This is a genomic window from Erythrobacter sp. AP23 (assembly GCF_001542855.1).
Taxonomy (GTDB): domain Bacteria; phylum Pseudomonadota; class Alphaproteobacteria; order Sphingomonadales; family Sphingomonadaceae; genus Qipengyuania.
In genome coordinates this window covers 65297-77655 of record NZ_LNBY01000004.1, presented here as the reverse complement: position 1 = coordinate 77655, position 12359 = coordinate 65297, and the positions used below count along the sequence as shown (strand labels likewise).

The following is a 12359-nucleotide window of genomic DNA, read 5'->3' as shown; positions in this document are numbered from 1 at the left end:
GGCCCTTTCTCATTTCAGGCACATTCCCATTGCCTCCCGAAACGAACCTGCTCGTGCCTCGTTGACCGGCCATATGCCGATTTCGATCGAATCCCGCTTCGCCTTCCAACTCCCCTCCCCGACCGATGTGCTGCTTCAATTCGAGGCCGCATCGATCCCCGAACAGAATATTCTGTCGCATTCGACACGGCTGAGCCCCAGCGATCACTGCGCCAGAGTGCCCGCGCAGGACGAAATCGGCGAACGGATCTGGATTCGCGCAGCGGGTGAATTCGAGGTCGATTATGAGGCGCGTGTCCAAGTCGATCGCCAGCTCGACAAGCTTGAGGAACTGGCCGCCCTTTCACCGCACGCCATGCCTGGCGAAGCGGTCGAATATCTATTCGACAGCCGCTATTGCCCTGCCGACAATTTCCAACCCTTCGTCGAGGCAGAATTTTCGGGCACCGATGGCGGCGCCCGAGTTGCGGCGATCCGCGACTGGATCGCTGCGAATTTCAGTTACATTTCCGGTAGTTCGAACAACGAAACCGGTGCTGCCGAGAGTTTCATCGCCCGTCGGGGAATTTGCCGAGACTATGCGCATGTTCTGGTGACCATGGCCCGTGCCAGCACGATCCCTGCGCGCTACGTTGCCTGCTATGCCCCGGGAGTCGATCCGCCCGACTTCCATGCCGTAGCGGAAGTGTTCCTTGCCGATCCAGAATCCCGAAAGGGCGGCACGTGGCAGTTGGTCGATGCAACCGGAATGGCCGACCCGGCCGAAACCGTAAAGATCGGCATCGGTCGGGATGCGGCCGACGTGAGCTTCCTGACGAGCTTCGGCCCCAGCACCTTCCGCTCGAGTGAGGTCAAAGTAAGGAAAGAATAGGAATGCAGCCGACTGGATTGCTTTCGTTCGCGCTGTTACCCGCTCTCGCGAGGAGACAGACAACGATGATGGCGCGGCCCCCGGCATGAGCGTTTCCGCAGACCGCCTGCTTCTGTTCGGCGCAACCGGCGACCTCGCCCAGCGTATGCTGCTTCCTTCGCTATGCGCGCTGGATGCGGACGGGCTGTTGGAACCGGACCTCCGGATTGTAGGCACGGCGCGGTCGGAGATGACCACCAAGGCCTATCGCGATTTCGCACGAGAGGCGCTGGAGAAATACCTTCCCGATCATCGCCGAGGAGGTGTCGCCGAATTTCTCAATCGGCTGAGTTATGTGCCCGTCGATGCAACGAAACTCGATGGCTATGACGAGCTGGCCAGGGAAGTCGGCGAATACACCAAGGGCTTGGCGATCTTCCTGTCGACCGCGCCCAGCCTGTTCGAAGCGACGATCGATGGCCTCGTCCATGCTGGACTGACTGAAGGCAATGTTCGCATCGGCCTCGAAAAGCCGCTCGGCACGGATCTCGCTTCGAGCGAAGAGATCAACACCGCCGTCGCCAAGGCGTTCAACGAAGACCGCATTTTCCGAATCGACCACTATCTCGGCAAGGAAACGGTCCAGAACCTTCTGGCTCTGCGCTTTGCCAATCTCCTGTTCGAGCCGGTCTGGAACGCGACCTATATCGATCATGTCCAGATTACCGTCGCCGAGACGGTCGGGCTGGAATCGCGCGTCGCCTATTACGACGACAGCGGCGCGCTGCGCGACATGGTTCAGAATCACATGCTCCAGCTGCTGGCGCTGGTAGCGATGGAGCCGCCCACCAGTTTCGATTCCACTGCCGTGCGCGACGAAAAGGTGAAGGTGCTTCGCGCCCTTCGCCCCATTTCCAGGGATGAGACAGTAACCGGCCAGTACCGCGCCGGTGCAGTGAACGGGCAAGCCGTGCCGGGCTACGACGACGAACTTGGCAAGGACAGCGATACCGAAACCTTCGTGGCGCTCAAGGCGCATGTCGACAATTGGCGCTGGAAGGGCGTTCCCTTCTATATGCGCACCGGCAAGCGCCTGCCCGAGCGCGTAACCGAGATCGTCGTGCAATTCCGCTGCATCCCCCACTCGATTTTCGAGGGTCGGGGAGCGAGCACGCAGCCCAACCGGCTCGTCATCGGCATCCAGCCGGAGGAAAACGTCCAGCTGTCGATGATGGCCAAGGTACCCGGCCTCGATCGGGAGGGTATCCGCCTGCGGCAGATCCCGCTCGATATAGCGATGCCCGATGCCTTCACCGGCACGGTGCGGCGGATCGCCTACGAGCGCCTGCTGCTCGACCTGATCGAAGGGGACCAGACGCTTTTCGTTCGGCGCGACGAGGTCGAGGCGCAATGGGAATGGATCGACGCGATCCGTGCTTTGTGGGAGCAGGAAGACGTCAGGCCCAAAACCTATGGCGCAGGCAGCTGGGGGCCAAGCGCGGCCATCGCCCTCGCCGAACGCGACGGAGTGAGTTGGCATGACGAATAAGCCGCTGAACGACACGATCCACCGCGTAACCCAGCGGGTGATTGCCAAATCGCGCGATAGCCGCTCCGACTATCTCGACCTGATGGACCGGGAGGGCGAGCGGCAGGTCAATCGCGGCTCGCTGTCCTGCTCGAACCTCGCCCACGCTTTCGCGGGCGCGGAAGAGGATCAGGAAGCGATCAAGGCCGCCAAGGGACCCAACCTGGGCGTGGTCAGCGCCTACAATGACATGCTCTCCGCGCATCAGCCCTATTACCGCTATCCCGAGCGGATGAAGATCTGGGCGCGCGAGGTCGGCGCCACCGTGCAGGTCGCGGGCGGCACGCCCGCGATGTGCGACGGAGTAACACAGGGCGAGGCGGGTATGGAGTTGTCGCTGTTCAGCCGCGACACCATCGCGCTGTCGACCATCGTCGCACTGAGCCATGCGATGTACGATGGCGTCGCACTGCTCGGGATTTGCGACAAAATCGTGCCCGGCTTGCTGATGGGCGCGCTGCGCTTCGGGCACCTTCCGGCCATTTTCGTCCCTTCCGGACCGATGGGGACGGGCATCTCGAACAAGGAAAAGCAGCGGACGCGCCAGCTCTATGCCGAAGGCAAGGTCGGGCGCGAGGAATTGCTCGCCAGCGAGATGGGCAGCTACCATTCGCCCGGCACCTGTACCTTCTACGGCACCGCCAATTCCAATCAGATGATGATGGAGATGATGGGGCTCCACGTGCCCGGCGCGGCCTTCGTCCAGCCCGGTGCCAAGCTGCGGCAGGAATTGAGCCGTGCGGCCACGCACCGTCTCGCCGCGATCGGCAAGTCGGGCGAGGATTTTCGCCCGCTGTCGCGCGTGGTCGACGAGAAGGCCATCGTGAACGCGGCCATCGGCCTGCTCGCGACCGGCGGGTCGACCAACCATGCGATCCATATCCCGGCCATGGCGCGCGCGGCGGGCATCCGGTTCGACTGGACCGACCTGTCCGAGCTGTCCAGCGCCGTACCGCTGATCGCACGCGTCTATCCCAACGGTTCGGGCGACGTGAACCATTTCCACGAGGCGGGCGGCATGGGCTATGTCATCGGCACGCTGCTCGAAGAAGGTCTTGCGCACTCCGACATCCTGACGATCTGGGATGGCGGCTTCGAGAGCTACAGCCGAGAACCGGGCATGGATAGCGACGCGCTTGCCTGGCGTGATCCGGGTCCTTCGGGCGACACGGAGATGCTGCGCCCGGCGTCCGACCCGTTCCAGCCCGATGGTGGCATGCGGCTCGTCGAAGGCAATCTCGGTCGCGCGTGTTTCAAATCTTCCGCCGTCAAGCGCGAACGCTGGACCGTCGAGGCCCCCTGTCGGGTATTCGAGACGCAGTCTGCCGTGAACGAGGCGTTCAAAAAGGGCGAACTCGACCGCGACGTGGTCGTCGTGGTCCGCTTCCAGGGCCCGCGAGCCAACGGCATGCCTGAACTGCACAAGCTCACCCCCGCCCTCGGCGTCCTGCAGGACCGCGGCTACAAGGTCGCGCTCGTTACCGATGGCCGCATGTCGGGCGCATCGGGCAAGGTGCCCGCAGCGATCCATTGCACGCCCGAAGCGCTGGGCGGCGGGCCGCTGTCCAGGCTGCGCGACGGCGATCTGGTGCGGGTCTGCGCAGCGACAGGCGAACTGTCGTCCGACGTCGATCTCGATGCGCGCGATCCGGCGCCCGAGCCAGCGCCCGAAACAGGCATGGGTCGCGAACTCTTCGCCATGTTCCGCAGCAATGCAGACGGAGCGGAACGGGGCGCTTCCTCGATGATGGCGATGGCAGGGCTGTGAGCATGGATCTCGTCAGCGTCGATATCGGCGGCACCCACGCCCGTTTCGCTATCGCGACGGTGGCCGATGACGGCGCGATCTCGCTGGGCGAACCCGAAACGCTGCACACCGAGGATCACGCCAGCTTCCAGACCGCGTGGGAGGACTTCCGCGAGCGGATGGGTGGCAGCCTGCCCCCCCGCGTTTCGATGGCCATCGCAGGTCCTGTGGGCGGCGATGTCATCCGCTTCACCAACAACCCGTGGATTATCCGACCGGGCTTGGTGAAGGAGAAGTTGGGCGTCGAGCGTTACTGCATCGTCAATGATTTCGAGGCGGTGGCGCATGCCGTGGCCCGCGTTGGCGAGGATCAGTTAATTCACCTGACCGGACCCGATAAGCCGCTGGCCCCGACCGGTCGCCTCAGCGTACTTGGCCCCGGCACCGGCCTCGGCGTCGCCCATCTATATCGCGAGCCCGACGGGACCTATCGCGTTTCGGCCACCGAAGGCGGCCATATCGACTTCGCCCCGCTCGACCAGATCGACGATGCCATTCTCGCCCGCCTACGCAAACGCCATACGCGCGTTTCGGTCGAGCGCGTCGTGGCAGGACCCGCCATCTCCGACATCTATCAGACGCTCGCCGCCATGGAGGGCAAGCCGGTCGCCGAGGAAGACGACATCGCGATCTGGACGCGCGGGCAGGATGGCAGCGACAGCCTCGCCGCCGCGGCAGTCGATCGCTTCTGCATGTCGCTCGGCAGCGTGGCAGGCGATATTGCACTGGCCCAAGGCGGGTTCGGCGGCGTCGTGATTGCCGGCGGCCTCGGTTACCGTATTCGCGAGACGCTGCTGAAATCGGGATTTTCCGAACGCTTCAAGGCCAAGGGCCGTTTCCAGGAGCTGATGGCATCGATCCCGGTCAAACTCATTGTCCACCCGCAACCGGGGCTGTTCGGCGCCGCTGCCGCTTTCGTCAGGGAACACGGATGACCATCGCCGACATCATGCAGACTGCGCCGGTAATTCCGGTCATCGTCGTCGACCAACTGGAACATGCCGAGCCGCTGGCTCGCGCCCTGGTGGCAGGCGGCCTGCCGGTACTCGAGGTCACGCTGCGCACGCCCGCTGCGCTCGACGCCATTCGCGCGATGCGTAAGGTCGAGGGCGCAATCGTCGGTGCAGGCACGGTCACCAACCAGCAGGATTTGGCCGATGCGATCGAGGCAGGCAGCCAGTTCATCGTTTCGCCCGGCCTGACCGAGCCGCTGGGCAGGGCGGCAATCCGTGAACGAATCCCGTTCCTGCCCGGCATTGCCAATGCGGGCGACATCATGCGCGGGCTCGATCTGGGTTTCACCCATTTCAAATTCTTCCCGGCCATGGCGGCAGGTGGGTTGCCGGCCTTGAAGGCACTCGCGGGTCCATTCAGCCAATGCCGGTTCTGCCCCACCGGTGGCGTTTCGCTTGCGAATGCCCCGGAATGGCTCGCATTCGATCCGGTCTTATGCGTCGGTGGCAGCTGGGTCGCCCCGAGCGGCGTTGTCGACGAACCTGCGGTTGAGGAACTGGCCAGAGAGGCGGCAGCGCTGGCCGGTTAGCGAACCCGCTTCACACTGTGCCTGCATGGGACGAATTCGGGGCCCTTGCTGGAAAATTCATGGGTTTGGGCCCATAAAGTACCCATGGACGTGATTCTGAAGTGGATCGGCGGAGGGACCGTGGCGGCAGCGCTCGTTTTGGCGGGCGTCGCCATTGGCGGTCGCGCGACGGCGGAGAACCAGTTGCCGGAAACCACATCCCTGGCCCAAGCAGCGCCCGCGCCTCAGCCCGTGTTTGCTCACGGCGCGATCGCTGCCAAGGCCGCTGCCGATGCCGAGCGCCTTTACACGGTGCGCCGGGTGCTGCCGATAGAGGGCCCGATCAAGTATGGCGAATGGCATTGGGACGACGAGGGAGTGCCCGACGGTCCGCTCCTGGTCACCGTCGACTTGCAGGCACGCGTGATATCCATTTTTCAGGGCGGCTATGAAATCGGCGCGGCCGCGGTGATGCTCGGAACCGATGAGCACCCGACTCCGACCGGGGTTTTCCCGATACTGTGGAAGCAGCGGCACAATGTGTCGGAGAAATACGGCAATGCGCCGATGCCCTGGAGCATGTTTCTGACCAATGACGGGATCGCGATCCATGGCGGGAGCGAAGTCGAGAACGGCTATGCCAGCCACGGTTGCATCGGCGTGCCCGACGATATCGCAAAGCGGCTGTTCGCCATCGCCAAGAAGGGCGACAGGGTCGTAATCACCGATGGGAAGCGCATGGGCCTCGGCGACAGCATCATCTGATCGTCGCTAGCCGCTGCGTCGCGGCGGTTCGGGCGTGCAAACAAAGGTCTCCTCGCCGGTCTCGATCAGAACTCCGGCCAGATTGCCCCGTTGCACTCCAGTCTTGAGAAACGCCGCTACCTCGCCATGCGAGGTCCGGCCCCCGAGGACGCCCACGGCCCTGGCGACAAGGCGGGCCGACGTATCGAGCAGGGCCGCCTTCGGAACGGATACGCGCCCATCCTCAACCGACGCACGATCGTCCCAGAGCCGGAGCGCGAGACTTTCCAGAGCCTTCTCGGTCTCTTCGAGATGCCCGGCGGAACGCGCAATGGCCAACGGATCGAGCCAGTCCGCATTCTCCAGCGCGCGCCTGATGCGCACGCGATCGTAACTCTCATCCAGATTGCTCGGGTCTTCCACGTGAGGCAGGCCCAATTGCTCGACAATGTCGCACAACTCGCGCTTGCGGAATCCCAGCAACGGGCGGACCACAGGCACCGTCCCCCCTTCGATGAGTGTGCAAGAGCGGATGCCCGCAAGGCCCGCCAACCCGCTCCCGCGATTGAGCCGCATAAGAACCGTTTCTGCCTGGTCGTCGGCATGATGCGCTGTGGCGATGGCTGCCAACCCACGCTCCAGCGCCCAAGCCCCCAGCGCGGAGTAGCGCGCTGCACGGGCCCGGTCCTGCACGTTCCCCGCGTCGACGTTCACCCTGAAGATGTCGCATGGAATTCCGCGCTCTTCGCATACGCGTACAACCAAAGCACATTCCTCGGCCGCTTCGGGTCGCAAGCCGTGATCGACAGTGGCAACCTCGACCTTCTCGCCAAGCAGTTCGTGCGCAAGCGCCAAGAGCGCCATGCTGTCGCTACCACCGGAAACGGCCAGACCAAGCTTGTTGCCATGCCACTGGCTGCCAAGCGCAGCCTCGAAACGCGTCAGCAGCGCCGGGTCGATATCCCCATCAATTGCAATTCACCTTGCCGCGATTGGCTTCGTACTGGCTCTGCAGGCGTCCTGCAGCCAGCGCCGGATAGGTCTCGGAAAACTCGGCGAGCGCAATGCAGGCCCGGCGCGTATCGTCGAGCGCGATCATCGCCTCGGCCAAGTAAAGAAGGCTGTCGCCTGCGCGCGCGCCGGTCTTGTCTTCCTGGTAGTTCTTGAGGAACCAGGGCGCGGCTTCCTTGGCCTTTCCGTCGTCGAGATAGGCCCGGCCCAGCAGGTTGCGTCCGTAGGTGGTGCGCCAGTGGCTGGGGTTCTGCTCGACGAACAGGGTCAGCTGTTGCTGCGCCTCGGGATAGAAGCCTGCATTCCACAGACGATAGCCATAGGAATATTCGTCGTCCGCCGGGTCTTCGGTTTGCGGCTTGGCGATCGACTGGACCGCGGCAAGGCGCTCGTCGCTCGGACCGGAAGGTTCAGCCGCCGCGACCGAACGCGCTGCGCCGCCCGCTGGTTGGGCGGCGGTTTCCGAAGCCGGTGCCGTCGCTGCGACCGCGCTCGCCGAGCTCTCCGAGCTCTCCAGTGTTGCAACCCGCTCGGTCAGCAGGCGGATTGCATTCGCGCTTTCCTCATTCTGCGCGGTTTGCCGTTGCAGCTGCGCTTCGAGCGCGTCGAGCCGGGCGAGGATATCGGTAACCGCGCTCGTCGAGGGATTGGTCACCGTCGAATCGACCGAAGGCGGCGCGCTTATCTCAGGTTCGAAGAAGCGCCCGTCGCCGCCCGGGAAGACCCTGCGCTGCAGCGCCCGCACCTCGGCTTCGAGGCGGCGCAGACGTGCCTCTTCATTTCCATCCTGCGGCAGCGCCGGGGCGGAAGTGGCGAGCAGGGCGAAACCGGCCCCGAGAAAGGACAGGTTGCGGGTGATCGATCCGAATGTCATCCGGTGGCTCCTCGTGGGATATCCGTAGGTTGCGAAAGTGCCCTAGCCCCGCGAATCTGTCGAGGCCATGAAGCGGGCTTATCCCCTTCCACAGGGTAAAAATCAGCCGCCGTTGGGAGGGGTGGCCCCATTTGGAGACGCAGGGCGATCGGCGCGGGCGAGCAGCGCCTCGGCGGTGATCGGAACGTCCTTCACCACCTCGTCTTCTTCCGAGAGCTTGGGCACGGCGCGACCGCCGATGGTTATCGCCAGTGCATATGGTCTCCCGGTCCAAACCTGCGGACCTTCGGCATCTGCGGGAACCGTAAAGCTGTCGCCCACCGCCATCTGGGCTTCATAGAGCCGTTCGCCATTGGCATCGTAGAACTTGACCCAGGTACCGTCCATTTCGCTGGTGAAGACGACCGGACCGGTCGGCGCAGGTGCCGCTGCCTGTACCGGTTCCTCCCCATTCTCCTCCACCTGCGCAGCCACCTCGTCGCGCGGATCCTGCAACGGCGCGGGCCCCAGGCCGGGCGCGAAATAGCTGTTGTAGAATGCGTAAATGCCACCGATGAGCAGTATGGCAGCGAACAACGCAAACCATGCCAGACCACGTCCCGGCACGCGCGCAGGATCGCCAGGTTCGAATTTCGCTGGCGCCGCGCCGTTCTCGTCTCCTTCGGCGAGTTCGTTGCGAACCTGTTCCACAATTTCCCGCTCATCGAGCCCGACCAGCCGGGCATAGGTTCGGGAAAATCCGACCGCATAGGTCCGGGCCGGCAGGTCGGCGAGCGAGCCGTTCTCGATCGTCAAAAGATGCCGCTGAGGAATGCGCGTTTCGGCCGCCACTTGCGCCAGTTCCAGGCCGGCGGCCTCACGGGCCTGCTTCAGCCGGGCGCCGACACTGCCGGATTCCTCGAGCTGTTCCTGATCAAGAGTTTCTTCGTTGCTCATGCGATCCCCGATAAAGCAGTCCCGCGGTTTTGCCGCATGTGGTCTTGACGCAGGAAAAGCGAACCGGCGGCATCCCTGTCAAGCACGCATCCTAACACAGGTGGTGCCTACCGATGAACAGAGGCGCTTTCGCGACGAAATCAGTCGCATTCGATTTCGCGCTCTGCGGCCCATCTTTGCAGTTCGCTGCGCATGTCGTCGGGCGGTGCAGCCAGCCAGCGGTCCATCTGTTCGGTCAATTCACCCAAATCGACCTTGCGCACCAGTTCCTTTATAGGCCCGACAGCCGCAGGCGTGATCGACAAACGCCGATAGCCGATGCCGAGCAGCGCCAGCGCCTCGAGCCTGCGTCCGCCCATCTCTCCGCAAACGCCGAGCCGCACGTCATGGCCGACCAGCGATCGCGACACCCGCGAAAGAAACCGCAGGATCGCGGGACTCAGCCAGTCGTAGCGCTCCGCCAGCTTGGGATTGGCGCGATCGGCCGCGAAAAGGAACTGCGTCAGATCATTCGTCCCGACAGAGATGAACGACAGTTTCGGTGCGAGCAGATCGAGCATGTCGGCCAAGGACGGCACTTCGAGCATGCAGCCATATTCGATCGTCTCGGGCACGAGTTTGCGCCGCTTCCGCAGAAACGCGAGCTGGTCTTCGAACACCTGCTTGCCGGCGTCGAATTCCCACGGTTCGCTGACCATGGGGAACATGACCGAGAGTGTCCGACCGGCCGCAGCTTCGAGCAAGGCCCGGGCTTGCGCCTTGAGCAAGCCCTCGCGTTCGAGCGATAGCCGCAGGGCACGCCAACCCATTGCCGGGTTCTCGTCGCGATCGGCTTCCGCATCACCGATATAGGGCACCGCCTTGTCGCCGCCGATATCGACGGTGCGGAATATCACGGGCCTGTCACCCGCCGCGTCCAGCACGTCACGGTAGAGCCGCAACTGACGGTCACGCTGCGGCAGTGTGGAAGACACAAGAAACTGGAATTCGGTGCGGAACAGCCCGACCCCGTCCGCCCCACTCATCGCCAGCGCGCTCATATCGTCGCGCAGCCCGGCATTCATCATGACCGTGATGCGCGTACCATCGCGGGTAAAGGGTTCGACCTCGCGCAGCTCGGCATAAGCGGCCTGCTTCTCGCGTGTTCGCGCAAAGCGGGTCTCGAATGCGTCCAGCACTTGCTGGTTGGGCCGGAGCGTGACCGTAGCGCTGTCGGCATCGAGGATCACCTCGTCGCCTTCGGCCACACGCGTCCGGATGCCCGGAACGCGGCCCAGCACGGGTACGCCCATCGCGCGCGCGACGATGACGACGTGCGCCGTGAGCGAACCTTCCTCGAGCACCACGCCCTTGAGGCGCCGCCGGTCGTATTCGAGAAGTTCCGCCGGGCCGAGATTACGCGCGAACAGGATCGTGTCGCGCCGCAGACCCTGCGTCGCCGCCGTGCCCAGTTGGCCCGACACGATCCGCAATAGGCGGTTCGACAGGTCTTCCAGATCGTGCATGCGATCCTGCAGCAGCGGATCGTCGATTTCGCGCATGCGCATGCGGGTGCGCTGCTGCACACGCTCGATCGCCGCTTCGGCGGTCAGACCGCTGTCGATTGCCTCGTTGATGCGGCGGCTCCAGCCCTCGTCATAGGCGAACATCTTGTAGGTTTCGAGCACTTCGACATGCTCACCGCCCTTGCCGAACTCGGGTTCCTTGCCGAGTGCGTCGATCTGGTCGCGCATCTTGTCGAAGGCGCGATAGACACGCTGGCGCTCGGCCTCGATATCCTCGGCCACGACCTGGTCGATCTCGATGCGCGGCTGATGGAACACCGCCTGTCCGGCCGCGAGGCCTTTCACGAGGGTCAGACCTTCGAGCACGTCGTTTTCGACATGCGCGATCTCGAGATCGATCTGCTCCTCGTCGTCGACCAGCTCCTTGTGTGCGATCAGCTCCGAGAGAACCATCGCGGTGGTCTGCAGCGCTTCGATCTCGACATCTTCGTAGCGGCGCGGCTCGACATGCTGGACACACAGCACACCCACCGCGCGTTCGCGATAGACGATCGGCACGCCGGCAAAGGAATGAAACTTTTCCTCACCCGTTTCAGGGCGATAGGCGAAGTCGGGATGTGCCTTGGCCTCGGCGAGATTGAGCGTCTCGATATTGTTGGCGATCGTGCCGGTCAGACCCTCGCCCACTGCCAGGCGGGTGAGGTGAACCGCCTCCGGGTTAAGACCTTGCGTGGCGTAGAGCTCCAGCGCACCTTCGCGCAGGAGGTAGATCGAGCAGACCTCGCTCGTCAGGCTTTCGGCGATGATTTCGACAACGCGGTCGAGCTTGTGCTGGGCATGCGTACGCCCAGCCATGATCTCGTGCAGGCGGGTGAGGATCTGGCGGGCAGAAGCTGCGGCTGACATGGCGGCAGCCTATAGCAAATTCATCGGAAGGCGGAAGCGGGACACGTGGCCCCGCCTCCTCATTGCCAATTTCAGCAGGAAGCGAGCTCTTCCTTGATGCGGAGCTTCTGCTTCTTGATCTGCTGGATCATCGCGATGTCGGGCGCCGGTCGGGTTTGCTCCTTGTGCAGGCGGGCCTCGAGACCGGCGTGCTTGGCTTTGAGCGCGTCGACATGGGATGATTGCATCGGGCTGTCTCCTTGACGGTTGTGCGACCCCAGGAGCGACTCGTGCCGATGTGCGGCACGGGCCGCAGATCTGGTATCAAACCACAGGATTGATAATTTACAAAGGGCGATCTTGAAGGCATGCGGCAAAACGGTCGCGAGAAGCGATTTTCCGGGAAGGTCGGCGTGAACGAACAGGAACTGCGCAAGAGACTGGCTCTGCTCCGCAGCGAACACCGCGATCTCGACGTCGCGATCGCCGCGCTGACCGAGGCGGGTGCGCAAAGCGGTTTCGTCGACCAGCTGCAGATGGCCCGGCTCAAGAAACGCAAGCTGGCGCTGAAGGACCGGATCGCTGCGATCGAAGACGTCCTGCTACCCGATATAATCGCCTGATATCGGCATCTTGG

The 12359-nt window shown here is 63.7% G+C and carries 12 protein-coding genes; 7 read left to right on the top strand and 5 right to left on the bottom strand.

Going from position 1 to position 12359, the window contains the following annotated elements:
- Positions 1–73: 73 nt before the first annotated feature.
- The 6 genes from ASS64_RS04745 to ASS64_RS04720 all read left to right on the top strand — a co-directional run bounded on the left by ASS64_RS04745 (position 74) and on the right by ASS64_RS04720 (position 6532).
- Positions 74–871 carry a transglutaminase family protein gene (locus ASS64_RS04745; RefSeq protein ID WP_067690761.1) on the top strand — a complete coding sequence of 266 codons (798 nt, stop codon included), beginning with the start codon at positions 74–76 and terminating at the stop codon, positions 869–871.
- Between the two features lie 85 nt (positions 872–956).
- Complete coding sequence (gene zwf, locus ASS64_RS04740; RefSeq protein ID WP_067690720.1) at positions 957–2399, top strand: glucose-6-phosphate dehydrogenase; 1443 nt, start codon at positions 957–959, stop codon at positions 2397–2399.
- A complete protein-coding gene (gene edd / locus ASS64_RS04735; RefSeq protein WP_067690717.1) occupies positions 2389–4206 on the top strand; it encodes a phosphogluconate dehydratase in 1818 nt (605 codons plus the stop codon). The genes zwf and edd overlap by 11 nt, the downstream gene beginning before the upstream one ends.
- 2 nt (positions 4207–4208) lie before the next feature.
- On the top strand, positions 4209–5180 hold the full coding sequence (glk, locus tag ASS64_RS04730; protein ID WP_067690714.1) for a glucokinase: 972 nt from the start codon (positions 4209–4211) through the stop codon (positions 5178–5180).
- Positions 5177–5788 (top strand): bifunctional 4-hydroxy-2-oxoglutarate aldolase/2-dehydro-3-deoxy-phosphogluconate aldolase, encoded by a 612-nt coding sequence (gene eda / locus ASS64_RS04725; RefSeq protein ID WP_067690711.1) that lies wholly within the window; start codon positions 5177–5179, stop codon positions 5786–5788. Before glk ends, eda begins: the two co-directional genes overlap by 4 nt.
- An 84-nt stretch (positions 5789–5872) precedes the next feature.
- Positions 5873–6532, top strand: a complete 660-nt coding sequence (locus ASS64_RS04720; protein ID WP_067690708.1) for a L,D-transpeptidase family protein — start codon at positions 5873–5875, stop codon at positions 6530–6532.
- A gap of 6 nt (positions 6533–6538) precedes the next feature.
- On the opposite strand, the gene tilS is transcribed toward ASS64_RS04720, so the two are convergent.
- The 5 genes from tilS to ASS64_RS16340 form a co-directional block, all read right to left on the bottom strand.
- Positions 6539–7402, bottom strand: a complete 864-nt coding sequence (gene tilS / locus ASS64_RS04715) for a tRNA lysidine(34) synthetase TilS (RefSeq protein ID WP_255356017.1) — start codon at positions 7400–7402, stop codon at positions 6539–6541.
- A gap of 76 nt (positions 7403–7478) precedes the next feature.
- Positions 7479–8396, bottom strand: coding sequence for a tol-pal system YbgF family protein (locus ASS64_RS04710; protein ID WP_067690702.1), 918 nt, complete (start codon positions 8394–8396; stop codon positions 7479–7481).
- Between the two features lie 102 nt (positions 8397–8498).
- Entirely contained in the window at positions 8499–9332 is an 834-nt protein-coding gene (locus ASS64_RS04705) for a RodZ domain-containing protein (protein WP_067690698.1), read from the bottom strand.
- A 140-nt stretch (positions 9333–9472) separates the two neighbouring features.
- A complete protein-coding gene (ptsP, locus tag ASS64_RS04700; RefSeq protein ID WP_067690695.1) occupies positions 9473–11743 on the bottom strand; it encodes a phosphoenolpyruvate--protein phosphotransferase in 2271 nt (756 codons plus the stop codon).
- 71 nt (positions 11744–11814) lie between these two features.
- Positions 11815–11970 (bottom strand): YdcH family protein, encoded by a 156-nt coding sequence (locus ASS64_RS16340; protein ID WP_083508180.1) that lies wholly within the window; start codon positions 11968–11970, stop codon positions 11815–11817.
- Positions 11971–12135: 165 nt separating this feature from the next.
- Between ASS64_RS16340 and ASS64_RS04695 the strand changes: the two genes are divergently transcribed.
- Entirely contained in the window at positions 12136–12345 is a 210-nt protein-coding gene (locus ASS64_RS04695) for a YdcH family protein (protein ID WP_067690758.1), read from the top strand.
- Positions 12346–12359: the final 14 nt, after the last annotated feature.

What these genes read in the sequence shown, in the direction of transcription:
- ASS64_RS04745 (WP_067690761.1), top strand. Translation starts at nt 74, where the DNA reads ATGCCGATTTCGATCGAATCCCGCTTCGCCTTCCAACTCCCCTCCCCG.
- zwf (WP_067690720.1), top strand. Translation starts at nt 957, where the DNA reads ATGAGCGTTTCCGCAGACCGCCTGCTTCTGTTCGGCGCAACCGGCGAC.
- edd (WP_067690717.1), top strand. Translation starts at nt 2,389, where the DNA reads ATGACGAATAAGCCGCTGAACGACACGATCCACCGCGTAACCCAGCGG.
- glk (WP_067690714.1), top strand. Translation starts at nt 4,209, where the DNA reads ATGGATCTCGTCAGCGTCGATATCGGCGGCACCCACGCCCGTTTCGCT.
- eda (WP_067690711.1), top strand. Translation starts at nt 5,177, where the DNA reads ATGACCATCGCCGACATCATGCAGACTGCGCCGGTAATTCCGGTCATC.
- ASS64_RS04720 (WP_067690708.1), top strand. Translation starts at nt 5,873, where the DNA reads ATGGACGTGATTCTGAAGTGGATCGGCGGAGGGACCGTGGCGGCAGCG.
- ASS64_RS04710 (WP_067690702.1), bottom strand. Translation starts at nt 8,396, where the DNA reads ATGACATTCGGATCGATCACCCGCAACCTGTCCTTTCTCGGGGCCGGT.
- ASS64_RS04705 (WP_067690698.1), bottom strand. Translation starts at nt 9,332, where the DNA reads ATGAGCAACGAAGAAACTCTTGATCAGGAACAGCTCGAGGAATCCGGC.
- ptsP (WP_067690695.1), bottom strand. Translation starts at nt 11,743, where the DNA reads ATGTCAGCCGCAGCTTCTGCCCGCCAGATCCTCACCCGCCTGCACGAG.
- ASS64_RS16340 (WP_083508180.1), bottom strand. Translation starts at nt 11,970, where the DNA reads ATGCAATCATCCCATGTCGACGCGCTCAAAGCCAAGCACGCCGGTCTC.